Below are 17,902 nucleotides of genomic sequence, written 5' to 3'. Positions count from 1 at the left end.
CATGCAGCCGACGGAGGTCTTCGCCAGCCCGTCCGCGGTGACGACGGCTCTGGAGACCACCGGCTACCTGGCGGACCCGGGGTTGTCGACCGTGACGTTCCTGGCCCACCAGCTCGCGCGGCCGCTGCTGCTCGAGGGCGAGCCCGGCACCGGCAAGACCGCCCTGGCCGAGGCGCTCGCCCAGGTCCTGGGCCGCCCGCTCGTGCGGCTGCAGTGCTACGAGGGCATCGACGCCACCCAGGCGCTGTACGACTGGGACTTCCCGCGCCAGATCCTCCACCTGCGGGCGGTCGAGGCGCTCGCCGCCGCCGACGCCCGCGGCACGACCGGCCGGGACGAGACCGGCGGTGCGCCGCGGCCGGCCCCGGCGGACCCGGACGGGTGGGCCACGACCGCCCAGGACCTCGAGGCCGAGCTCTTCGACGAGCGCTTCCTCCTCGCCCGGCCTGTCCTGCGCGCCCTGCGCGAGAGCCCGTGCGTGCTGCTCGTCGACGAGATCGACCGCGCCGACGACGAGTTCGAGGCCTTCCTTCTCGAGGTCCTCTCCACCTGGCAGGTCACCATCCCGGAGCTCGGCACGATCAGCGCGGAGCAGCCGCCCTTCGTCGTCCTCACCTCCAACCGCACCCGCGAGCTCCACGACGCGCTCAAGCGCCGCTGCCTCTACCACTGGATCGACCACCCGGCCCTGGCCCGCGAGCTGGCGATCGTCCGCACGCGCCTTCCCGACGTCGACGCCGCCCTGTGCGAGCAGGTCGTCACGCTGGTCCAGGCGCTCCGGGGCGAGGGGGAGCTCATCAAGCCGCCCGGGGTCGCCGAGACTCTCGACTGGACCCGCGCGCTCGCCGCGCTCGGCACGAGCGACGTCGACGTCGAGACGGCCGCCCGCACCCTCGGCACCGCCGTGAAGTACCGGGAGGACGCCGAGCGCGTCCGCCAGCTCCTCGACCGGATGCTCACGAGGTAGGCGCCGTGTGGACCCCGACCGAGACGCTCCTGGGCCTGGCCCGCGCGCTGCGCGCCGCCGGGCTGCCCGTCACCGCCGACCGTGAACGGGCCTTCCTGAGCGCCGCCGCCCTCGTCTCCCTCGCCGACCGCACCGGCGTGTACTGGGCGGGCCGGGCCACCATGACCGCCGACCCGGCGGACGTCCCCGTCTACGACCAGGTCTTCACCGCCTGGTTCGGCGGCACCGCCATGCACCTCACGCGGCACCCCCGCCCGCCGTCGGCCACGGCACCGCGGGCCTCGCTGACCCCCGCGGCGGAGGGCGACGGCGGGGACGGGGAGCCGCTGGCGGCCGCGGCGTCGGGCGCCGAGCTGCTGCGCCACCGCGACGTCGCCACCCTCACCGCCGCCGAGCGCGCCAGGCTGGCCCGGCTCTTCGCGACCCTGCGCCCCCGGCCGCCCGCGCGGCGCGCCCGCCGCCGCGCGCCGGCCCGCACCGGCGGCGTGGACGGCCGCGCCACCCTGCGCGAGCAGCTGCGCCGCATGGGGGAGCCGGGCCCGGTGCGGCGTCGCCGCCCCACGACCCGGCCCCGCCGGGTGGTGGTCCTTCTCGACGTCTCCGGCTCGATGTCCCCCTACGCCGACTCCCTCCTGCGTCTCGCCCACACCATGGTCCGGGCCGCTCCCCGCACCACCGAGGTGTTCACGCTGGGCACCCGCCTCACCCGGGTGACCGCGGCGCTGCGTGAGCGCGACCCCGAGCGTGCCCTGCTCGCCGCGGGCGAGGCGGTCCCGGACTGGTCGGGCGGCACCCGGCTGGGGGAGACCCTGGGCGCGTTCCTCGACCGCTGGGGGCGGCGCGGCACCGCCCGCCAGGCCGTCGTCGTCATCTGCTCCGACGGGTGGGAGCGGCACGGCCCCGACCTGCTCGCCGAGCAGATGCGCCGCCTGCACGTCCTCGCCCACACGGTGGTCTGGGCGAACCCGCATGTCGGCAGGGCCGGGTACCGTCCGGTTCAGGCCGGGATCGTGGCCGTGCTGCCGCACGTCGACGCCTTCGTCCCCGGCCACTCGATGGCCACGTTCGCCGAGCTGCTGGAGGTAGTGGGCAATGCGTGACGTCCTCGACGAGCTCCTGGGGTGGTGGGAGGCCGGCGACGCGGTGGCGATGGGCACCGTCGTCGCCACGTTCAGCTCCGCCCCCCGCCCACCCGGCGCGGCGATGCTCGTGGGCCCGGGCGGGGAGGCCGTCGGGTCGGTGTCCGGAGGCTGCGTCGAAGGCGCGGTCTACGCCACCGGCGAGGAGGTGATCGCCTCAGGCGTGCCCACCCTCGAGCGGTACGGCATCAGCGACGAGTCCGCCTTCGCCGTCGGGCTGACCTGCGGCGGCATCCTCGACGTCTTCGTCGAGCGCGTCTCGCGGGCCGACTTCCCCGAGCTCGGCGACGTGGCCGACGACGTGCGGTCGGGCCGGCCGGTCGCCGTCGCCACCGTCGTCGCGCACCCCGACGCCGGCCGCGTGGGGCGCCGCCTCGTCATCCGTCCGGAGAGCGAGCCCGTCCAGGGCAGCCTCGGCTCGGACCGGGCCGACGACGCGGTCACCGACGACGCCCGCGGGCTCCTCGCCGCCGGCCGCACCGAGACCCTCGAGTACGGGCCGGACGGGGAGCGGCGCGGCCAGGGCATGCGCGTCTTCGTCTCCGCCTACGCCCCGCGCCCGCGCATGCTCGTCTTCGGGGCGATCGACTTTGCCGCCGCCGTCGCCGGGATCGGGGCGTTCCTCGGCTATCGGGTGACCGTGTGCGACGCCCGCCCGGTCTTCGCCACCGCGTCGCGGTTCCCGGACGCCGAGGAGGTGGTCGTGCGCTGGCCGCACGAGTACCTCGCCGAGGAGATCGAGGCGGGCCGGGTCGACTCCCGCACCGTCGTCTGCGTCCTCACCCACGACCCGAAGTTCGACGTCCCGCTGCTCACCCTCGCCCTGGGCGGGCCGGAGGTGGCCTACGTCGGCGCGATGGGGTCGCGGCGCACGCACACCGACCGGCTGCGCCGACTGCGGGAGAACGGGCTCACCGAGGAGCAGCTGGCGAGGCTGTCCTCCCCGGTGGGCCTGAACCTCGGGGCCCGCACGCCGCAGGAGACGGCGGTGAGCATCGCCGCGGAGATCATCGCCCTGCAGTGGGGCGGCGACGGCGAGCGGCTCACGCAGACCTCCGGCCCCATCCACCAGCACGCCGCCGCGTTCGTCGACGAGGCCGAACTGGTGGCGATGGAGGAGGACGCCGAGCTGACGGCGATGGAGGAGGACGCCGAGCTGACGGCGATGCAGGAGGACGCCGAGCTCACGGCGATCGAGGCCGACGCGGGGGTCCAGGCCGACGCAGCGGACGACGACCATGATCCCGACGACGACGACGCCATGACGCGGACGTGACCGCGGCGTGTGATCCGGGTCACTGAAATGCTTGCCGGTTCCGGCCGGAGCCGACATGATCCGAGGTGACGACGACGTCCCCACCTGGAGGATCCATGACGCGCATCTCCGTGACTGTCGACGGGACCCGGTACACCGACGAGGTCGAACCCAGAACGCTCCTGGTCCACTACCTGCGCGAGACGCTGGGAAAGACCGGGACGGTCGTCGGGTGCGACACGTCCAACTGCGGCGCCTGCACCGTCCATCTCGACGGGCGGTCCGTGAAGTCCTGCAACGTCCTGGCCGTCCAGGCCGACGGGCACGAGGTCACCACCATCGAGGGTCTCGCCGAGAACGGTGAGCTGCACCCGGTCCAGCAGGCCTTCCACGACTGTCACGCCCTGCAGTGCGGCTACTGCACGCCGGGCATGATCATGCAGGCCGCAGACCTCATCGCCCACGAGCCCGACCTCACCGAGGAGAAGATCCGCGTCGGGCTCGAGGGCAACCTGTGCCGGTGCACCGGCTACCACAACATCGTCAAGGCCGTGCAGCAGGCCGCCGCCCGGCCCGTGCCCGTCCTGGAGGTCCAGCCGTGACCGCCGTCGAGGAGAGGCCCGCCGCCGAGATCGGCGCCGCGCGAAAGCGCAAGGAGGACCGGCGGCTCATCACCGGGCGCACCAGGTGGACCGACAACATCGTCCTGCCGGGCATGCTGCACCTGTCCATGGTGCGCAGCCCGTTCGCCCATGCGCGCATCACCGCGATCGACACGACGGCCGCACGCGAGTCCGACGGCGTCGTGGCCGTCCTGACCGGCCGCGACGTCGCAGACGTCCAGGGCTCCCTGCCCAACGCCTGGCCGGTCACCCCTGACCAGAAGGCGCCGCCGCACCCGGCGATCGCCGTCGACCGGGTGGCCTTCGCCGGTGAGATCGTCGCCGTCGTGGTCGCGCGCAGCGCGGCCGCCGCCCGGGACGCGGCGGAGCTGGTGGACGTCGACTACGAGGAGCTGCCCGCCGTCGTCGACCTCAGGGAGGCCGTGGCGGACCGTGCCCTCGCGCACCCGGACCTGGGCAGCAACACCTCCGCGGTGTGGACCTTCGACTCGGCCCAGGCGGGGACCGGGACGGACGTGGAGGACGCGATCCGTGACGCGGAGGTCCTCGTCGAGCGGCAGTTCCGCCAGCAGCGGCTCATCCCCGCCTACATGGAGCCGCGCTCGACGGTCGTGGACCCCACCGGCGAGCAGTTCGTCATGTGGTCCGCCACCCAGGTCCCGCACATCCTCAGGCTCATGCTGGCCCTGACGCTCGGGGTGCCGGAGTCGAAGGTGCGCGTCATCGCGCCCGACGTCGGGGGCGGGTTCGGCGGCAAGCTCCAGGTCACCCCGGAGGAGGTCATCACCTTCCTCGCGGCCCGGCACACCGGCAAGCCCTGCAAGTGGACCGAGACCCGCAGCGAGTCGCTGGTCTCCGGCCACCACGGCCGCGACCAGTGGCAGAAGCTCACCCTCGCCGCGCGCCAGGACGGCACCGTCACCGGGCTCAAGGTCGAGCTGACGGCGGACATGGGCGCCTACCTCGGGCTCGTCACCTCCGGGGTGCCGATCCTCGGCGCCTTCATGTTCAACGCCATCTACAAGTTTCCCGCGTACCACTTCACCTGCACCAACGTCTTCACCAACAAGACCTGGACCGACGCCTACCGCGGCGCCGGGCGGCCCGAGGCCACGTTCGCGATCGAGCGGATGATGGACGAGCTCGCCGCCGAGCTGGGCATGGACCCGCTCCAGGTGCGGGAGAAGAACTGGATCAGGCACGAGGAGTTCCCCTTCACCACCGTCGCCGGGCTGGAGTACGACTCCGGCAACTACGAGGCGGCGACGGCGCGGGCCAAGGAGCTCTTCGGCTACGACGAGCTGCGCCGCGAGCAGGCGGAGCGGCGCGCGAGCGGCGACCCCGTCCAGCTCGGCATCGGCATCTCCACGTTCACGGAGATGTGCGGGCTGGCGCCCTCCCGGGTGCTCGGCGCGCTCAGCTACGGCGCCGGCGGGTGGGAGCACGCCGCCGTCCGCATGCTGCCCTCCGGCAAGGTCGAGGTCGTCACCGGCTCCTCGCCGCACGGGCAGGGGCACGAGACGGCCTGGAGCCAGATCGTCGCCGACCGGCTCGGGGTGCCGTTCGAGGACGTCGAGGTGCTGCACGGCGACACCCAGATCTCCCACAAGGGCCTGGACACCTACGGGTCCCGCTCGCTCGTCGTCGGCGGGCAGGCGGTGGTCCGGGCCGCGGACAAGGTCATCGAGAAGGCCCGGCCGCTCGCCGCCCACGTCCTCGAGGCCGCCGAGGAGGACCTGGAGTTCACCGGCGGGAAGTTCCAGGTGCGCGGCACCGACACCTCCATCGGCCTGACCGACCTCGCCCTGGCCGTGTTCGCCGCCCACGACCTGCCCGACGGGATGGAGCCGAGCCTCGACGCCGATGCCACCTACGACCCCGTCAACTTCTCCTACCCGCACGGCACCCACCTGTGCGCGACCGAGGTGGACACCGAGACGGGCCAGGTGAAGCTGCGGTCCTACGTCTGCGTCGACGACGTCGGCACCATCGTCAACCCCCTGCTCGTCGAGGGGCAGATCCACGGCGGGCTGGTGCAGGGCATCGCCCAGGCGCTGTGGGAGGAGGCCGTCTACGACGAGCAGGGCACCCTCGTGACGGGCTCGTTCGTCGACTACACGCTGCCGACGACGGCGGACACGATCTCCTTCGTCACCGACAACACGGTCACGCCGTCGACCACGAACGACCTCGGCACCAAGGGCGTCGGCGAGGCCGGGACGATCGCGTCGACCCCGGCGGTCGTCAACGCCGTCCTCGACGCCGTGCGCCACCTCGGGGTCGAGGACATCTCCATGCCGCTCACGCCCGCGAAGGTCTGGCGGGCCGTCCAGGACGCCTCGACCACCGTCGGCTCCACCGTGGGCACGGCGCCCGACGACCCCGGCACGGCCGAGGCCGCCCCGCACTTCGCGCCGGACGAACCCAACCAGGACGAACCCGGCCAGGACGACCCGGAAGGCGGTGCGCGGTGATCCCCGCGACGTTCGACTACGTGGCCCCCACCAGCCTGGAGGAGGCGCTCGCCGCCCTCGCCGAGCACGGCGACGACGCGAAGGTCATCGCCGGTGGGCAGTCCTTGCTGCCCGTGCTGCGGATGCGGCTCAACACCCCCGAGGTGCTCGTCGACCTCGGCCGGGTGCCGGGGCTCGCCGGGATCACCGACGCCGGTGAGCACCTGCGGGTCGGGGCGATGACCACCTACCAGCAGCTCCTCGACGATCCGGCCGTCGCCGTGCACGCCGGGGTGCTGGTCAAGGCCATCACCGAGGTGGCCGACCCGCAGATCCGGCACCGGGGCACCATCGGCGGGGCGCTGGCCCACGCCGACCCGGCCGGCGACGTCGGGGCCCCGGTCCTCGCCCTCGACGCCACGATGGTCATCGCCGGCCCGGGCGGCGAGCGACGGGTCCCGGCGACGGAGTTCTTCGTCGACCTCTTCGAGACCGCCGTCGGCGAGGGCGAGGTGATCGTCGCCATCGAGATCCCCAAGCACACCGGGTGGGGGAGCGCGTACGAGAAGTTCGTCCGTGTCGCCCACCAGTGGGCGATCGTCGGGGTCGCCGTCACCGCACGCGCGGAGGGCGGCACGATCGCCGAGGCCAGGGTCGCGCTGACCAACATGGGCTCGACCCCGGTGCGCGCCCACGACGTCGAGCGCGCGCTCGTGGGGGTCGCGGCCACCGCCGAGGACCTGCGCGAGATCTGCGCGCGCGTGGGGGAGGGGACAGAGCCGCCGTCGGACCTCAACGGCGACGCCCACTACCGCCGCCACCTGGCGGGGGTCCTCACCCGCCGGGCCGTGCTGACCGCCGTGGGGGCGTGACCGTGGAGCTGACGCACACGTTCACCATCCCGGCCGCGCCCGACGCCGCCTGGGAGCTGCTCACCGACCTGAACCGGGTGGGCGGCTGCTTCCCGGGCGCCACCGTCACCGAGGCCGGCGCCGAGGAGTTCTCCGGCACCGTCAAGGTCAAGCTCGGGCCCATCGCCCTGACCTACGCGGGGACCGGGAAGTTCCTCGAGCGCGACGACGCCGGCCACCGTGCCGTCATCGAGGCGCGCGGCAAGGACAGGCGGGGGAACGGCACCGCCTCGGCCACGGTGACGATGTCGCTGACCGGTGACGGCGGCGGGTCCCGGGCGGAGGTGCTCACGGACCTGTCCGTCACCGGCAAGCCGGCGCAGTTCGGCCGGGGCGTCATGCAGGACGTCTCGGACAAGCTGCTCGGCCAGTTCGTCGCGTGCATCGAGCGCCAGTTCGCCGGCGACGCCCCGGACGGGCGGCCCGCCGGCGCGGCGACGGCGTCGCGCTCCGGTGAAGCGCCGTCCCGCTCCGGTGCGACGGCGGAGCCCGGGGACTCCGCGAGCCCCGCGGACCTTGCCGCGTCGGCCGGGCCGACTCCGTCACCGTCGCCGCGGCCCGCCCCGAGCGAGCGGCCCCGGCCGCAGCCCGTGCCGCCCGCGGGGCCCGTGCCGCCCCAGCCCGTGACGCCGGCGGAGCCCGTGCCGCCCCTGCCCGTGCCGCCGGCGGAGCCCGGGCCGCCCCAGCCCGTGACGCCCGCGCACCAGGACGACGCGATCGACCTCGGCTCCGCCGTCCTGCCCGTGCTGCTCCAGCGCTACGCGGGCGCGCTGGCCGTGGGGCTTGCCGGGTTCGCGATGGGTGTTCTCGTCGGCCGGGCAGGCCGGGAATGACGCCCTGACCCGAGAGGCGGTCCGGGCTCGGCGGGCGACGACGTCTCGTCGTCCGCTCGGCTCATGACCCGAGCGTCACCGTCACGCGGAACCGCTCGGCGAGCTCGACGTCGAGCCCGGTGACGCGCGCGCCGGCGAAGGTCAGCTCCTTCAGGTTGAACGCACGGTCGCGGTACCGGCCGAGGTGCGACTCGATCATGCCCTGGGCGAGCGAGCCGAGGAGGCCGCCGGCCCGGGCGGTCAGCTCCTCCACGCGGACGACCAGGTTGTCGTCGAGGCTGACCTGCGCGTGCCCCGTGACGTTGGTGGAGGCGAACCCCTTGGAGACCCTGGCCGCGAGGTCGAAGCGCCAGCGGTTCGGGCCCGTGGCCAGCGGGGTGACCCTGACGTCCCGGACCGCCACGCCCATCTGCTGCGCCAGCTCAGCGGCCACCGTGCCGGCGGCCGTGCTCACCGCCGCGACCTCGCCCTCGACCACGGCCCGGCCGGCGGTCGGCCCGCCGGCGGCACGCTCGTCGCGGAACGCCAGCCACAGCTGGCCCGAGTCGTCGTGGAGCCACGTCGCCGGGACGTGCTGGGCGTCGAGCTGCCCGAAGATCGGTGCCCCGAAGGCGACGACGGGTCGTCCCGTGAGCGTGAGGCTTCCGAGCTCGGTGGCGACGCCTCCGGCGGTGGACCGGGGCGGGCGAAGGCTGATCGCGCTGCGCGAGAGGTACCGGTTGTCGATCACGCTGCCCGAGAGGTCGATGCTCAGGTGGTCGACCGCTCCGGGGGCGGACATCGCGGCCGTGACGGCCACGCCCGTCCCCAGGTGCAGGGCGTCCCTGAGCGAGCGGGCGACCCGCCCGGCGAGCTCGTCGCCGTCCGCCGGGATCTGGGCGGCACCTGCTGGGATCATGTGTGCTCCTCGGGGCTGGGCGGGCCGCCGGCGGGGCGACCGTCGTGCGGACGGGAAACGTCGTCGATGCTACGCAGGCCCCGGCGGGGCGGCCCCCTGGACGCGTGCGCAGACCTCAGTCCGGGCCGACGTTGGTCACCGCCCACTCCACCAGCGGTCTGACCTGGCGCCACATCTGCCGGACCCGGTCCAGCGCGGCGGGGGTCGCGAGCCACGGCGGAGTCCCGACGTTCGTCACGGCCATGAGCTCCTTGCGGCGGAGCAGGTCGGCGCGGGGATGGTCGGCCCGGTAGCCGCGGGGCCGGGTCTTCAGGGCGGCGCCCTCCAGCACGAACCCGGCGGCGACGACGGCGGCCACGACGCCCGCCAGCTCGGCCCCGGCGTCGGAGTCGACGGCCCGGCGGAACCGGTCGGTCTGGGCGGGGGAGTGCGTGCGGAAGCCGCCGCCGACGATGAGCCCGTCGGCGTCGAGCCCGACGTAGTAGCCCAGGCCGGGAGACGGTCCGGCGATCGCTCCCTGGTGCGTCCTGTACGGGGACTTGTCAGGGCTGAAGCGCACGTCGCGGTGCGGGCGGAAGATCGTGGCGGGTCCGAACTCCGGTTCCAGCGCGGTGACGAGCGCGCGCACGGGGTCGCGGACCTCGCGTTCCCACCGGTCCTTGTTGGCAGCCCAGAACTCGCGGGTGTTGTGGTGCTCGAGGTCGGCGTAGAACTGCGGTCCCCAGAGCGGGAAGCCCGTGAAGTCGGCCATGGGCGTCATCATGCGCTCGAGCGGCCGTCGGGACCGCGGTTCGGGCGGGGGCCGGAGAGGTTTCTCACGACGTCGCACATCGGTGCCGATTCTGCCCACGCGCACCGTCGCCGAGCCTTATTCTGACCAGTGCCTTTTGTCCCACGGGCCGTCCGCAAAATGCTGAGATGGTTCTGGGTGGAGGGCCGGGACCTCGGGTGCCGGACCGTGAGCGAGCCGCGGCCCGGGCGGGGAGCTCATCCCGCGGAAGCGCGCCGTGACCGCCGGTCACGGGAGGCCACCGCGGGTGGATGGGTCGGGACGGGGTGGCGCGCCACCCCGTCCCGGGGTCCGGCCCCGGCGGGGCCGGGGATCGTTCAGGCCGAGCGGGTCTCGGCGAGCCGCTGCTCCAGCCGCTCGGCCGGCAGGACTCCCTCGCTGAAGTACACGCCGTCGACGAGGACGAGCGGCATCATCGCGGGCCGGAACTCGTCGACGAGCACCATGCCCTCCGGGGTCTGCGCGAGCACCTCGATCACCGTGAGGTCGTGCCGCTCGGCGAGCTTGTCCAGGGTGTTGACGACCCCGGCGTAGAACGGGCACCCGGGGGCCGTGACGACAGTGACGCGGGCGGGGCTCGTAGACATGGTGGTTCTCCTTGGTGAGGGTGTTTCGTCCGTCTTCGACCCTCTCGCACCGGTTGTCGGCCTCCCTGGGACGTCCGTCCCGTGCGCGTCGCCCTTCGGCTGCGCGTCGCCGGACGCTCCCGCCCAAGGCCCGCTGCGCTCTCCTGGCGCTCCTCGGACCGCCCGGAACGCTCGCGACCCCGCCGTGGCCCGCCGAAACCGGACCTAGGGCCCAATCCGGGCGTGTCGTAGCGTGGCAGGGTTACGGACGACGAACGGACCACCCGGCAGCTGGAGGAGACATGAGGCGAAGGATCGCGGTCGCGGCCGCAGGTGTCGTGCTGGTGCTGGCCGGCTGCTCCACGACCGAGCCCGGTGCTGGCGAGACCTCCGGGGCCGGCGCGGGCGAGACCGCCGCGGCGGGCGCGACCGAGGCTGCGTCGTCGGGCGTCGAGGGACGGCTGGCCGCCTACGACCTGGACGGCCTCGAGGCGGACGACATCGTCGACGAGCTGGACCGGCTCCCGCTCGCCGAACGGCCGGACGACCTCATGGCCTCCGTCCGGGTCGATCAGCTCGTGCTCTCCGACGGGGAGGAGGAGCTCGCGATGGAGCTGCCGCAGGACCGGTTCTACGTGTCCGTGGCGCCCTTTGTCGAGCAGACGCACGAGTGCTTCTACCACTCGCTCACCACCTGCACGGGCGAGCTGGGCGGCGAGGAGGTCCAGGTGACCATCGTCGACGACGCCGGAGAGGTGCTCGTCGACGAGCGGACCACCACCTACGACAACGGCTTCGTCGGGTTCTGGCTGCCCCGGGAGGTCGCCGGCACGATCCGCGTGTCCTACGACGGCCTCGAGGGGGAGGCCGCGTTCTCCACCACGGACGACGGCGCGACCTGCGTGACCACGCTGAAGCTCGCCTGATCCACGGCGTGGTCCTCGGGGCCTGATCCCCACCGCCCGATCCGCACCGCCTGTTCTCCACCGCCCCGCCGGGCCCCCGCTCGCCTGTGGATCGCCCCGGCCGGGCGTCGGCGGTCCGCCCTAGCGTCGCCGTCACCGAGGAAAGGGGACGACGATGACGGGGACGGACGACGCCGCGGTCGGGGCGTGGCTCGACCAGCAGGCCCAGCTTGTGGTGCAGCACATCCGTGAGACCGGCGTGCACCTGGAGTACGTGTTCGGGGATCCCGACGCCGAGCAGACGCCTTTCTGCTACACGGTCGGGCTGTTCGGCGTCGGGCACCCGGAGCTGCTCGTGCTCGGGCTCAACATGGACAACGCCGGCGGGTTGCTGAACGACCTGGCCCGGCAGGTGTACCGCGGCAGGCAGCTGGTGCCGGGCGAGGTGGTGACGTTCGAGCACTGGCCGCACAGGGTCTTCGTGGAGGAGTCGCCCAACCCCGGTGACATCGTCTTCGCCGCCAACCTGCACTACCAGCGGCCGGCGGAGTGCTCGGTCCCGGTGCTGCACCTGACGGTCGACGACAGGTCCGGCCGGTTCCCCTGGGACGCCGGCTACTCCGTGCCGGCCTGGCGGCAGCCGCGCCCGGGGGCGTTCCGGGCGTAGTCGGCCACCTGCGCGCGGTCCGCTCCCGACGCCCGAGGTGAGCAGCTCCCGCTCTGCGCCGCTGCCTGGAGACGCCGGTGCCCCCTGCGCACCTCCGCTCGCTGGACGCCGCTTCGCAAGTGTGTTCGAATAGTGGCATGCGATGGGAGGCTCGCCAGCTCAACGGCGCGGACGACTCGGCGCTGCTGCCGCTCGCCGGTCTGGTGCGCAGCGTCCGGACGCCCGAGTTCGACGGGGTCACCTTCCACGAGGTGCTGTGCAGGAGCGCGCTGAACCGGGTCCCGGCGGCGTCGTCCATGCCCTTCGCGTGGACGATCAACACCACCCGCGGGTGCCTGCACCGGTGCACCTACTGCTTCGCGCGCCGCACGCACGAGTACCTGGACCTCGACAGCGGGCAGGACTTCGACACCCAGATCGTGGTCAAGACCAACGTGGTCGAGGTGCTGCGCAAGGAGCTCGCCCGCCCGTCCTGGCAGCGTGAGCACGTCGCCCTGGGGACGAACTCAGACCCGTACATGCGCGCCGAGGGGCGTTACCGGCTCATGCCGGGCATCATCCGGGCGCTCGCAGAGTCCGGCACGCCGTTCTCCGTCCTCACCAAGGGGCCGCTCCTCAAGCGGGACCTGCCGCTCCTGGTCGAGGCGGCGCGCGACGTCGACGTCTCGGTCGCGGTCTCGCTCGCGCTCGTCGACCCGGAGCTGCAGCAGCGCGTCGAACCCGGCACCCCGGCACCGAGGGCGCGGCTCGACCTCGTCCGCGCGATCACGGACGCCGGCCTGGAGTGCTCGGTGCTTGCCATGCCCATCCTGCCGTGGCTCACCGACTCCGAGGAGCAGCTCGACGCCCTCTTCGCAGCCCTCGGCGCGGCAGGTGCGTCCGACGTGACCGTCGGGGCCCTCCACCTGCGGCCCGGCGCACGCGAGTGGTTCCTCGCCTGGCTGGAGCGGGAGCACCCCGCGCTCGTGCCGCGCTACCGCCGGCTCTACGCGGGCGGTTCCTACGCCCCGGCCGAGTACCGCACGTGGCTCGGCGAGCGTGCAGGCCGCGCCCGCCGCCGGCACGGCTTCGACCGCCGGCCCCCGCGCCGTTGGGCGCGCTCACCGGCCGGCGCGCCGGCGGCATCGGCCGCGCTCGAGCCTCCGCCCGCGGTGAGCGTGCCGTCGCAGCCTGCCCTGTTCTGAGTGCCGGCCCTGAGGCCTTCGCCCCCCGGAGACCTCCCGGCGCAACCCGGTGGCCCTCCGCGCCTGGTCCGCCCGCGGGTCGGTCAGCGGCGTGGCGATCGGCCCGGCTCTGTCACAATGCGGACCGGACAGGCACAGAACGAGCGAATCGAGAGCGCCCGCATGACCACGAGCCCCTCCGGTGCGGACGGCGGGACGTCGCCGTTCCGTGGCGGTGCACCGGCACCGGAGGCGGAGGCCGGGTACGCACCTCCCGCCCCCGGCCCCGTCCGCGGTGCCTGGACCGCTCGCCCCGGCCCCTTCGTGCGCAGGGGCGTGCCGGGAGGCCTCGTCGCCCTGGTCGCAGCGGCCGCAGGCGCGGCCGGTCTGGTGGCAGGTCTCGCGATCGGCGGCGCGACCGCGGACAGGCCGGCGGACGCCGCCGCGACCGCCGGCGCCGAGCTCACCGCCGACCTCGCGGTTGCCGGGGCGCCTGCCACGACCGGCGGCGCCCCGTCCTCGACCGACGGCGGGGCCGGCGACCCGGACGTCGCCGAGGGGGGCACGACGAGCGGCGTCGACGACGCAGCCGGGGCCCCGGGCCTATCAACCGTGCGCACGCTCGCCGGCAACGAGGGCAGCCGTGACAACCCCCTTCCCGTCGGCACCGCAGTCTCGACCCCTGAGTGGCAGGTCGCCCTCGGTGCGCCCCGCGAGGCGGGGGAGGAGATCCAGGCCGAGAACCAGTTCAACGGCGCCCCGCCGTCGGGCATGGAGTACTGGATCGTCCCGGTCACGGCGACGTACACCGGCACCGAGTCCGGGCACGCCGGGACGGACCTGGGCGTCGGTTTCGTCGGCTCGGACGCGCGCACGTACTCCGACATGTGCGGCGTCGTCCCTGACGACCTGTGGGAGGTCGACCAGGTCTACGGCGGTGGCACGGCCACGGGCAACGTCTGCGTCGTGGTCCCGGCCGGCGCGCACGGACTGTGGACCGTGACGCCAGGCTGGTCCGCAGAGCCGGTGTTCTTCGCCGGGGAGTGAGAGACCTGCCGTCGGCTAGGAGGCCGGCGGGTAGGCGGACGCGGGTCCGGTCCGCGGCGTGCCCACCGCTCCAGGCCGGGGGGAGCCGACCGCGCCGGGCAGGGCAGTGCCGGCCCCTCCCGGCAGGGGAGTGTCGGGCACGGCAGTGGCGACCGCGCCGGACGCCGGCGCGCCGAGCGCCTTCCCGGCGATGGCCGTGACGGCGTCGGGCGCCCCGGCGACGCGACCCCTGATCGCACGCACCGCCACCTTGCGGGCGACGCCGCCGGTCCGGTCGAGCACGCGCCGGTACACCTTCTCGTACCTGGTCGCCATGACCTGCGGGGTGAACCGGTCGAGCACCTCCTGCCGGCACCGGTGGGGGTCGATGCCACCTGCGGCGTCGATCGCGGCGGGCAGGTCCTCGAGCCGGTCCCTGACGAACCCGGTCACCCCGTCGGTGACGATCTCCGGCACGGCACCGCGAGGCATGGTGACCACGGGCGTGCCCGAGGCGAGCGACTCCACGAGCACCATCCCGAAGGGTTCCTCCCACTGGAGCGGGAACAGCAGGCACCGGGCGGCGGCGAGTGCGTCCTGCTTCTCCTGCCCGGTGATCTCCCCGAGCCACTCCACGCCGTCGCCGAGACGCGGTCGGATCTCTGCCTCGAAGTAGGCCTGCTCAGGCGGTTCCTGGCACTTGGCGGCGAGCTTGATCGGCCGCCCGGCAGCCCGGGCGACGTCGATCGCCAGGTGCATCCCCTTGTCCGGGGTGCACCTCCCCAGGAACAGCACCCAGTCCTCCTTCTCGGCGCGGAAGGTGCAGCGTCCCGGGTCGATGGCGTTGTGAACGGTGCCGACCCAGCTCAGCTGCGGCGCGAACGAGCGCTGGGCGTGCGAGATCGCCACGAGGTGGGTGGTGCCGCCCACCAGCCGGTAGTAGACGGCCGGCTCGCCGACGACCGGCCCGTGCACCGTCACCACCGTCGGGGTCACGCGCCCGCGCGCCTGAAGCGGGCCGAGCAGCGTGTGGTCATGGATGACGTCGACGTCGAGGCGGTCGAGGATCTGCGCCGCCGCGGCGGCGTGGACCGCCTCGGGCAACGGCTCGCCCAGCCGGGCGTGCTGAGGCTCGGCGTAGGTGCGGCGGAACTGCGCCCTGGTCCCGTTGCGGCCGGCGCCGATGAGGGTGACCTCGTGGCCGCGCTCGACCAGGGTGTCGATGAGGTCGGCGACCACGAGCTCGATGCCGCCGTACCCGGTGGGGGGCAGCTCGAAGAACGGAGGTGCGACCATGGCGATGCGTAGCGTGTCCACTGCATTCCCTCCCTCAGGAATGTTCAACATGCCCGCGCGGCACCCGGGTGTCCGGGGGGCACCGCCGCCGGCCTTCACCCGCAGCGTCGACTCTCTTCTGATGTCCGGCTGTCCCGTCTCGCGGCGTCCCCGCCGCCGGCTCCTCAGACGGTCTGCAGATCGCCGCAGGGGCACGGTTCGGCGCTCACGCTGACGCCCTCGGGGAGTCCGGTGACCGTGGCGCGATCGTCACGAACCTCGAGGTCGACGGTCGCGGAGCCGAGCCGGACGCCGTGAACGGTCAGGGGCTGGAGCTCGGCCGGCAGGTGCGGGTCCAGGCGCAGGTGCTGGTGCGGGAAGCAGGGCTGCGCCCCCAGCAGCACCCGGGTCAGCTCGACCGGTGCCGCGGCGGCCCAGGCCTGCGGGGAGCAGGCGGCCGGGTACGGCACCGGCCGCGCGTACTCCGTGCGGTCGAAGCCGCACATGAGCTCCGGCAGGCGGCCGCCGAACTCGGCGGCGGCCCCGAGGAGCGCGCGGGCGACGCGGGTGGCGTGGTCGACGAAGCCGTAGCGCCGCAGCCCCGTGGCGATGATCGCGTTGTCGTGCGGCCACACGGAGCCGATGTGGTAGCTCATGGGGTTGTACGCGCCCATCGAGCTGGCGAGGGTGCGCACGCCCCAGCCGGTGAACATGTCCGGGGACAGCAGCTGGTCGGCCACCTGGGCCGCGTGCTCCCGGGCGACGATGCCCGCCCAGAGGGCGTGCCCGATGTTGGAGGAGAGCGAGTCGACGGCCTTCTTGTCGCCGTCGAGGGCGATGGCGTACCAGCCGCGGCCGGGCAGCCAGAAAGCCTCCTCGAACCGCTCGCGAAGCATGGCGGCGCGTTCGCGGAACCGGTGGGCGGTCTCGGGGTCGTTCTCGAGCGCCTCGGCGAGCAGGGCCCGGGCCCGGTAGGCGCCGTAGACGTACCCCTGGACCTCGACCAGCGCGATGGGGCCGTGGGGGATGCGGCCCGCGGCGTCCGTGACGCCGTCGTGAGAGTCCTTCCACCCCTGGTTGACGAGGCCCCGGTCGGTGATCCGCTGGTACTCGACGAACCCGTCACCGTCCCGGTCGCCGTAGTGCTCCACCCACTCCAGCGCCCGGTCGACATGGGGGATCAGCGCCCGCACCCTGTCCGGGTCGGCGCCCCAGCGGAGGAGCTCGCCGACCAGGATGACGAAGAGCGGGGTCGCGTCGGCCGTGCCGTAGTAGATGTTGCCGCCGAGCGCGTCGGTGGCGTCGACGCCGAACCGCATCTCGTGCAGGATCCGGCCGGGCTGCTCCTCGGTCACCGGGTCCTCACCGACGCCCTGGAACCGCGCGAGGGCCTCCGCGGTGCCGAGCGCCAGGGAGGGGTTGATCGACAGGGTCATCAGCGCCGTGAGGATGGAGTCCCGGCCGAAGAGAGCCATGAACCACGGCGCGCCGGCGGCGACCGCCACCGCGTCCGGGTTGGCGGGGTCGTGGATGCGCAGGGACTCCAGGTCACGGCCGCTGGTGCGCAGGATGTTCTGCACCACCAGGTTGGGCACCGTGATCGTCGGTGTCTCTTCTCGCCAGGCCGTGCGGCGGACCGCCGGCAGCGTCCTCGTGACGGGCTGGTCCTCCGGGAACGTGGGGGCCGGCCGGACCCCGTCGATCACGGGCAGGACGTGGATCGAGGTGCTCCACTGCCCGCGAGCGGGCACCACGACCCGGAAGGTGAGCGTGTCCGGGGAGACGGACGCACCCGTCGCCGAGATGACGGCCCCGCGGCTGTGCCCCTGCCACCGGCGGGTGAGGTGCAGCTCGTTGTCGGTGTGCTGGATGGCGTGCTCGCCGCGGCTCTCGACGTGCCCCTGCTTGACCTCGAACAGGTCCCCGAAGTCGGCGTCGACGTGCAGCACCATCGCGAAAGCTGCGGTCTCCTGCCCGAGGTTGCGCACCACGATGTCCTCGCGCATGCCCGCGCCGACGTAGCGGTGACGCTCCACCAGGATCGTCGAGTCGGCCAGCCCGGCCCGCGGCATCGCCCGGCCGATGAACACGCCCCGGTACGTCTCTTCCGTCAGCACGGTGAGCGGTTCCACCGGGTCGCCGTCGAGGCGGAGCTCCCAGCGCGAGAGCACCCGCGTGTCGCGCAGGAACAGTCCCTGGACGGATCCGGGCGTGATGTCCCCCGACGCCTCGGAGAGGCAGAAGGATGAGCCTTCGATGAGCGTCACCGCGCCCGCCGTGACGCCGCCCGGCGATCCGGCGAAGTTCCATGCGAGAGTCACCATGCACCTCCTGAGCGGGAGCGTTCCCGCCACGCTGTGCCCCGGACACCTGCTGTCTGGCACGGGCGTCACGCGCCCGTGGACCAGCGCCCCCGGCAGGGAAACTTGAT

The 17,902-nt window shown here is 73.9% G+C and carries 15 protein-coding genes and 1 pseudogene; 11 read left to right on the top strand and 5 right to left on the bottom strand.

Translation table 11 applies throughout. The features are described from left to right. The first annotated feature begins 1 nt into the window (after nucleotide 1). From ABD774_RS09765 to ABD774_RS09735, 7 genes and pseudogenes are all read left to right on the top strand, one after another. The gene (locus ABD774_RS09765) at nucleotides 2–967 is read left to right on the top strand and encodes an AAA family ATPase (RefSeq protein ID WP_345040399.1); all 966 of its coding nucleotides are present in this window, start codon (nucleotides 2–4) and stop codon (nucleotides 965–967) included. Between the two features lie 5 nt (nucleotides 968–972). After that, entirely contained in the window at nucleotides 973–2,067 is a 1,095-nt protein-coding gene (locus ABD774_RS09760; protein WP_345040397.1) for a vWA domain-containing protein, read from the top strand. Beyond that, nucleotides 2,060–3,175: pseudogene (locus tag ABD774_RS09755) on the top strand (XdhC family protein); the annotation flags it as partial. The gene ABD774_RS09760 and the pseudogene ABD774_RS09755, both read left to right, overlap by 8 nt. A gap of 302 nt (nucleotides 3,176–3,477) precedes the next feature. Continuing rightward, nucleotides 3,478–3,963 (top strand): (2Fe-2S)-binding protein, encoded by a 486-nt coding sequence (locus tag ABD774_RS09750; protein ID WP_345040392.1) that lies wholly within the window; start codon nucleotides 3,478–3,480, stop codon nucleotides 3,961–3,963. Next, complete coding sequence (locus tag ABD774_RS09745) at nucleotides 3,960–6,458, top strand: xanthine dehydrogenase family protein molybdopterin-binding subunit (protein ID WP_345040390.1); 2,499 nt, start codon at nucleotides 3,960–3,962, stop codon at nucleotides 6,456–6,458. Before ABD774_RS09750 ends, ABD774_RS09745 begins: the two co-directional genes overlap by 4 nt. Continuing rightward, nucleotides 6,455–7,309, top strand: coding sequence for an FAD binding domain-containing protein (locus ABD774_RS09740; RefSeq protein WP_345040387.1), 855 nt, complete (start codon nucleotides 6,455–6,457; stop codon nucleotides 7,307–7,309). Before ABD774_RS09745 ends, ABD774_RS09740 begins: the two co-directional genes overlap by 4 nt. Then, nucleotides 7,306–8,181 (top strand): SRPBCC family protein, encoded by an 876-nt coding sequence (locus ABD774_RS09735; protein ID WP_345040385.1) that lies wholly within the window; start codon nucleotides 7,306–7,308, stop codon nucleotides 8,179–8,181. Before ABD774_RS09740 ends, ABD774_RS09735 begins: the two co-directional genes overlap by 4 nt. Before the next feature lie 61 nt (nucleotides 8,182–8,242). Here ABD774_RS09735 and ABD774_RS09730 read toward each other — a convergent pair whose 3' ends face one another. The 3 genes from ABD774_RS09730 to ABD774_RS09720 form a co-directional block, all read right to left on the bottom strand. Further along, nucleotides 8,243–9,079 carry a hypothetical protein gene (locus tag ABD774_RS09730; RefSeq protein WP_345040383.1) on the bottom strand — a complete coding sequence of 279 codons (837 nt, stop codon included), beginning with the start codon at nucleotides 9,077–9,079 and terminating at the stop codon, nucleotides 8,243–8,245. A 115-nt stretch (nucleotides 9,080–9,194) separates the two neighbouring features. Next, complete coding sequence (locus ABD774_RS09725; protein WP_345040380.1) at nucleotides 9,195–9,830, bottom strand: DUF2461 domain-containing protein; 636 nt, start codon at nucleotides 9,828–9,830, stop codon at nucleotides 9,195–9,197. A 356-nt stretch (nucleotides 9,831–10,186) separates the two neighbouring features. Then, nucleotides 10,187–10,456 (bottom strand): glutaredoxin, encoded by a 270-nt coding sequence (locus ABD774_RS09720; RefSeq protein ID WP_345040378.1) that lies wholly within the window; start codon nucleotides 10,454–10,456, stop codon nucleotides 10,187–10,189. A 281-nt stretch (nucleotides 10,457–10,737) separates the two neighbouring features. On the opposite strand from ABD774_RS09720, the gene ABD774_RS09715 reads away from it, so the two are divergent. The 4 genes from ABD774_RS09715 (at nucleotide 10,738) to ABD774_RS09700 (ending at nucleotide 14,217) form a co-directional block, all read left to right on the top strand. Continuing rightward, nucleotides 10,738–11,361 (top strand): CueP family metal-binding protein, encoded by a 624-nt coding sequence (locus tag ABD774_RS09715; protein WP_345040375.1) that lies wholly within the window; start codon nucleotides 10,738–10,740, stop codon nucleotides 11,359–11,361. 154 nt (nucleotides 11,362–11,515) lie between these two features. Beyond that, on the top strand, nucleotides 11,516–12,007 hold the full coding sequence (locus ABD774_RS09710) for a DUF4262 domain-containing protein (protein ID WP_345040373.1): 492 nt from the start codon (nucleotides 11,516–11,518) through the stop codon (nucleotides 12,005–12,007). A 137-nt stretch (nucleotides 12,008–12,144) separates the two neighbouring features. Then, on the top strand, nucleotides 12,145–13,191 hold the full coding sequence (locus ABD774_RS09705; protein ID WP_345040370.1) for an Rv2578c family radical SAM protein: 1,047 nt from the start codon (nucleotides 12,145–12,147) through the stop codon (nucleotides 13,189–13,191). 162 nt (nucleotides 13,192–13,353) lie between these two features. Next, nucleotides 13,354–14,217 carry a hypothetical protein gene (locus tag ABD774_RS09700; RefSeq protein ID WP_345040368.1) on the top strand — a complete coding sequence of 288 codons (864 nt, stop codon included), beginning with the start codon at nucleotides 13,354–13,356 and terminating at the stop codon, nucleotides 14,215–14,217. A 15-nt stretch (nucleotides 14,218–14,232) separates the two neighbouring features. Here the strand turns inward: ABD774_RS09700 and ABD774_RS09695 are convergent, their stop codons facing one another. Further along, entirely contained in the window at nucleotides 14,233–15,513 is a 1,281-nt protein-coding gene (locus ABD774_RS09695) for a glycosyltransferase family 4 protein (protein WP_345040366.1), read from the bottom strand. 143 nt (nucleotides 15,514–15,656) lie between these two features. Further along, nucleotides 15,657–17,795, bottom strand: a complete 2,139-nt coding sequence (locus ABD774_RS09690) for an amylo-alpha-1,6-glucosidase (protein WP_345040363.1) — start codon at nucleotides 17,793–17,795, stop codon at nucleotides 15,657–15,659. Between the last annotated feature and the right edge of the window lie 107 nt (nucleotides 17,796–17,902).

The sequence above is a fragment of the Georgenia daeguensis genome, from assembly GCF_039537705.1.
Taxonomy (GTDB): Bacteria; Actinomycetota; Actinomycetes; order Actinomycetales; family Actinomycetaceae; genus Georgenia; species Georgenia daeguensis.
The sequence above is the reverse complement of the archived record's forward strand: the minus strand, read 5'-3'. Positions and strand labels throughout refer to the sequence as shown.

Coding starts and splice junctions, on each gene's coding strand:
- ABD774_RS09765 (WP_345040399.1), top strand. CDS start 2: ATGCAGCCGACGGAGGTCTTCGCCAGCCCGTCCGCGGTGACGACGGCT.
- ABD774_RS09750 (WP_345040392.1), top strand. CDS start 3,478: ATGACGCGCATCTCCGTGACTGTCGACGGGACCCGGTACACCGACGAG.
- ABD774_RS09730 (WP_345040383.1), bottom strand. CDS start 9,079: ATGATCCCAGCAGGTGCCGCCCAGATCCCGGCGGACGGCGACGAGCTC.
- ABD774_RS09725 (WP_345040380.1), bottom strand. CDS start 9,830: ATGGCCGACTTCACGGGCTTCCCGCTCTGGGGACCGCAGTTCTACGCC.
- ABD774_RS09720 (WP_345040378.1), bottom strand. CDS start 10,456: ATGTCTACGAGCCCCGCCCGCGTCACTGTCGTCACGGCCCCCGGGTGC.
- ABD774_RS09715 (WP_345040375.1), top strand. CDS start 10,738: ATGAGGCGAAGGATCGCGGTCGCGGCCGCAGGTGTCGTGCTGGTGCTG.
- ABD774_RS09710 (WP_345040373.1), top strand. CDS start 11,516: ATGACGGGGACGGACGACGCCGCGGTCGGGGCGTGGCTCGACCAGCAG.
- ABD774_RS09705 (WP_345040370.1), top strand. CDS start 12,145: ATGCGATGGGAGGCTCGCCAGCTCAACGGCGCGGACGACTCGGCGCTG.
- ABD774_RS09700 (WP_345040368.1), top strand. CDS start 13,354: ATGACCACGAGCCCCTCCGGTGCGGACGGCGGGACGTCGCCGTTCCGT.
- ABD774_RS09690 (WP_345040363.1), bottom strand. CDS start 17,795: ATGGTGACTCTCGCATGGAACTTCGCCGGATCGCCGGGCGGCGTCACG.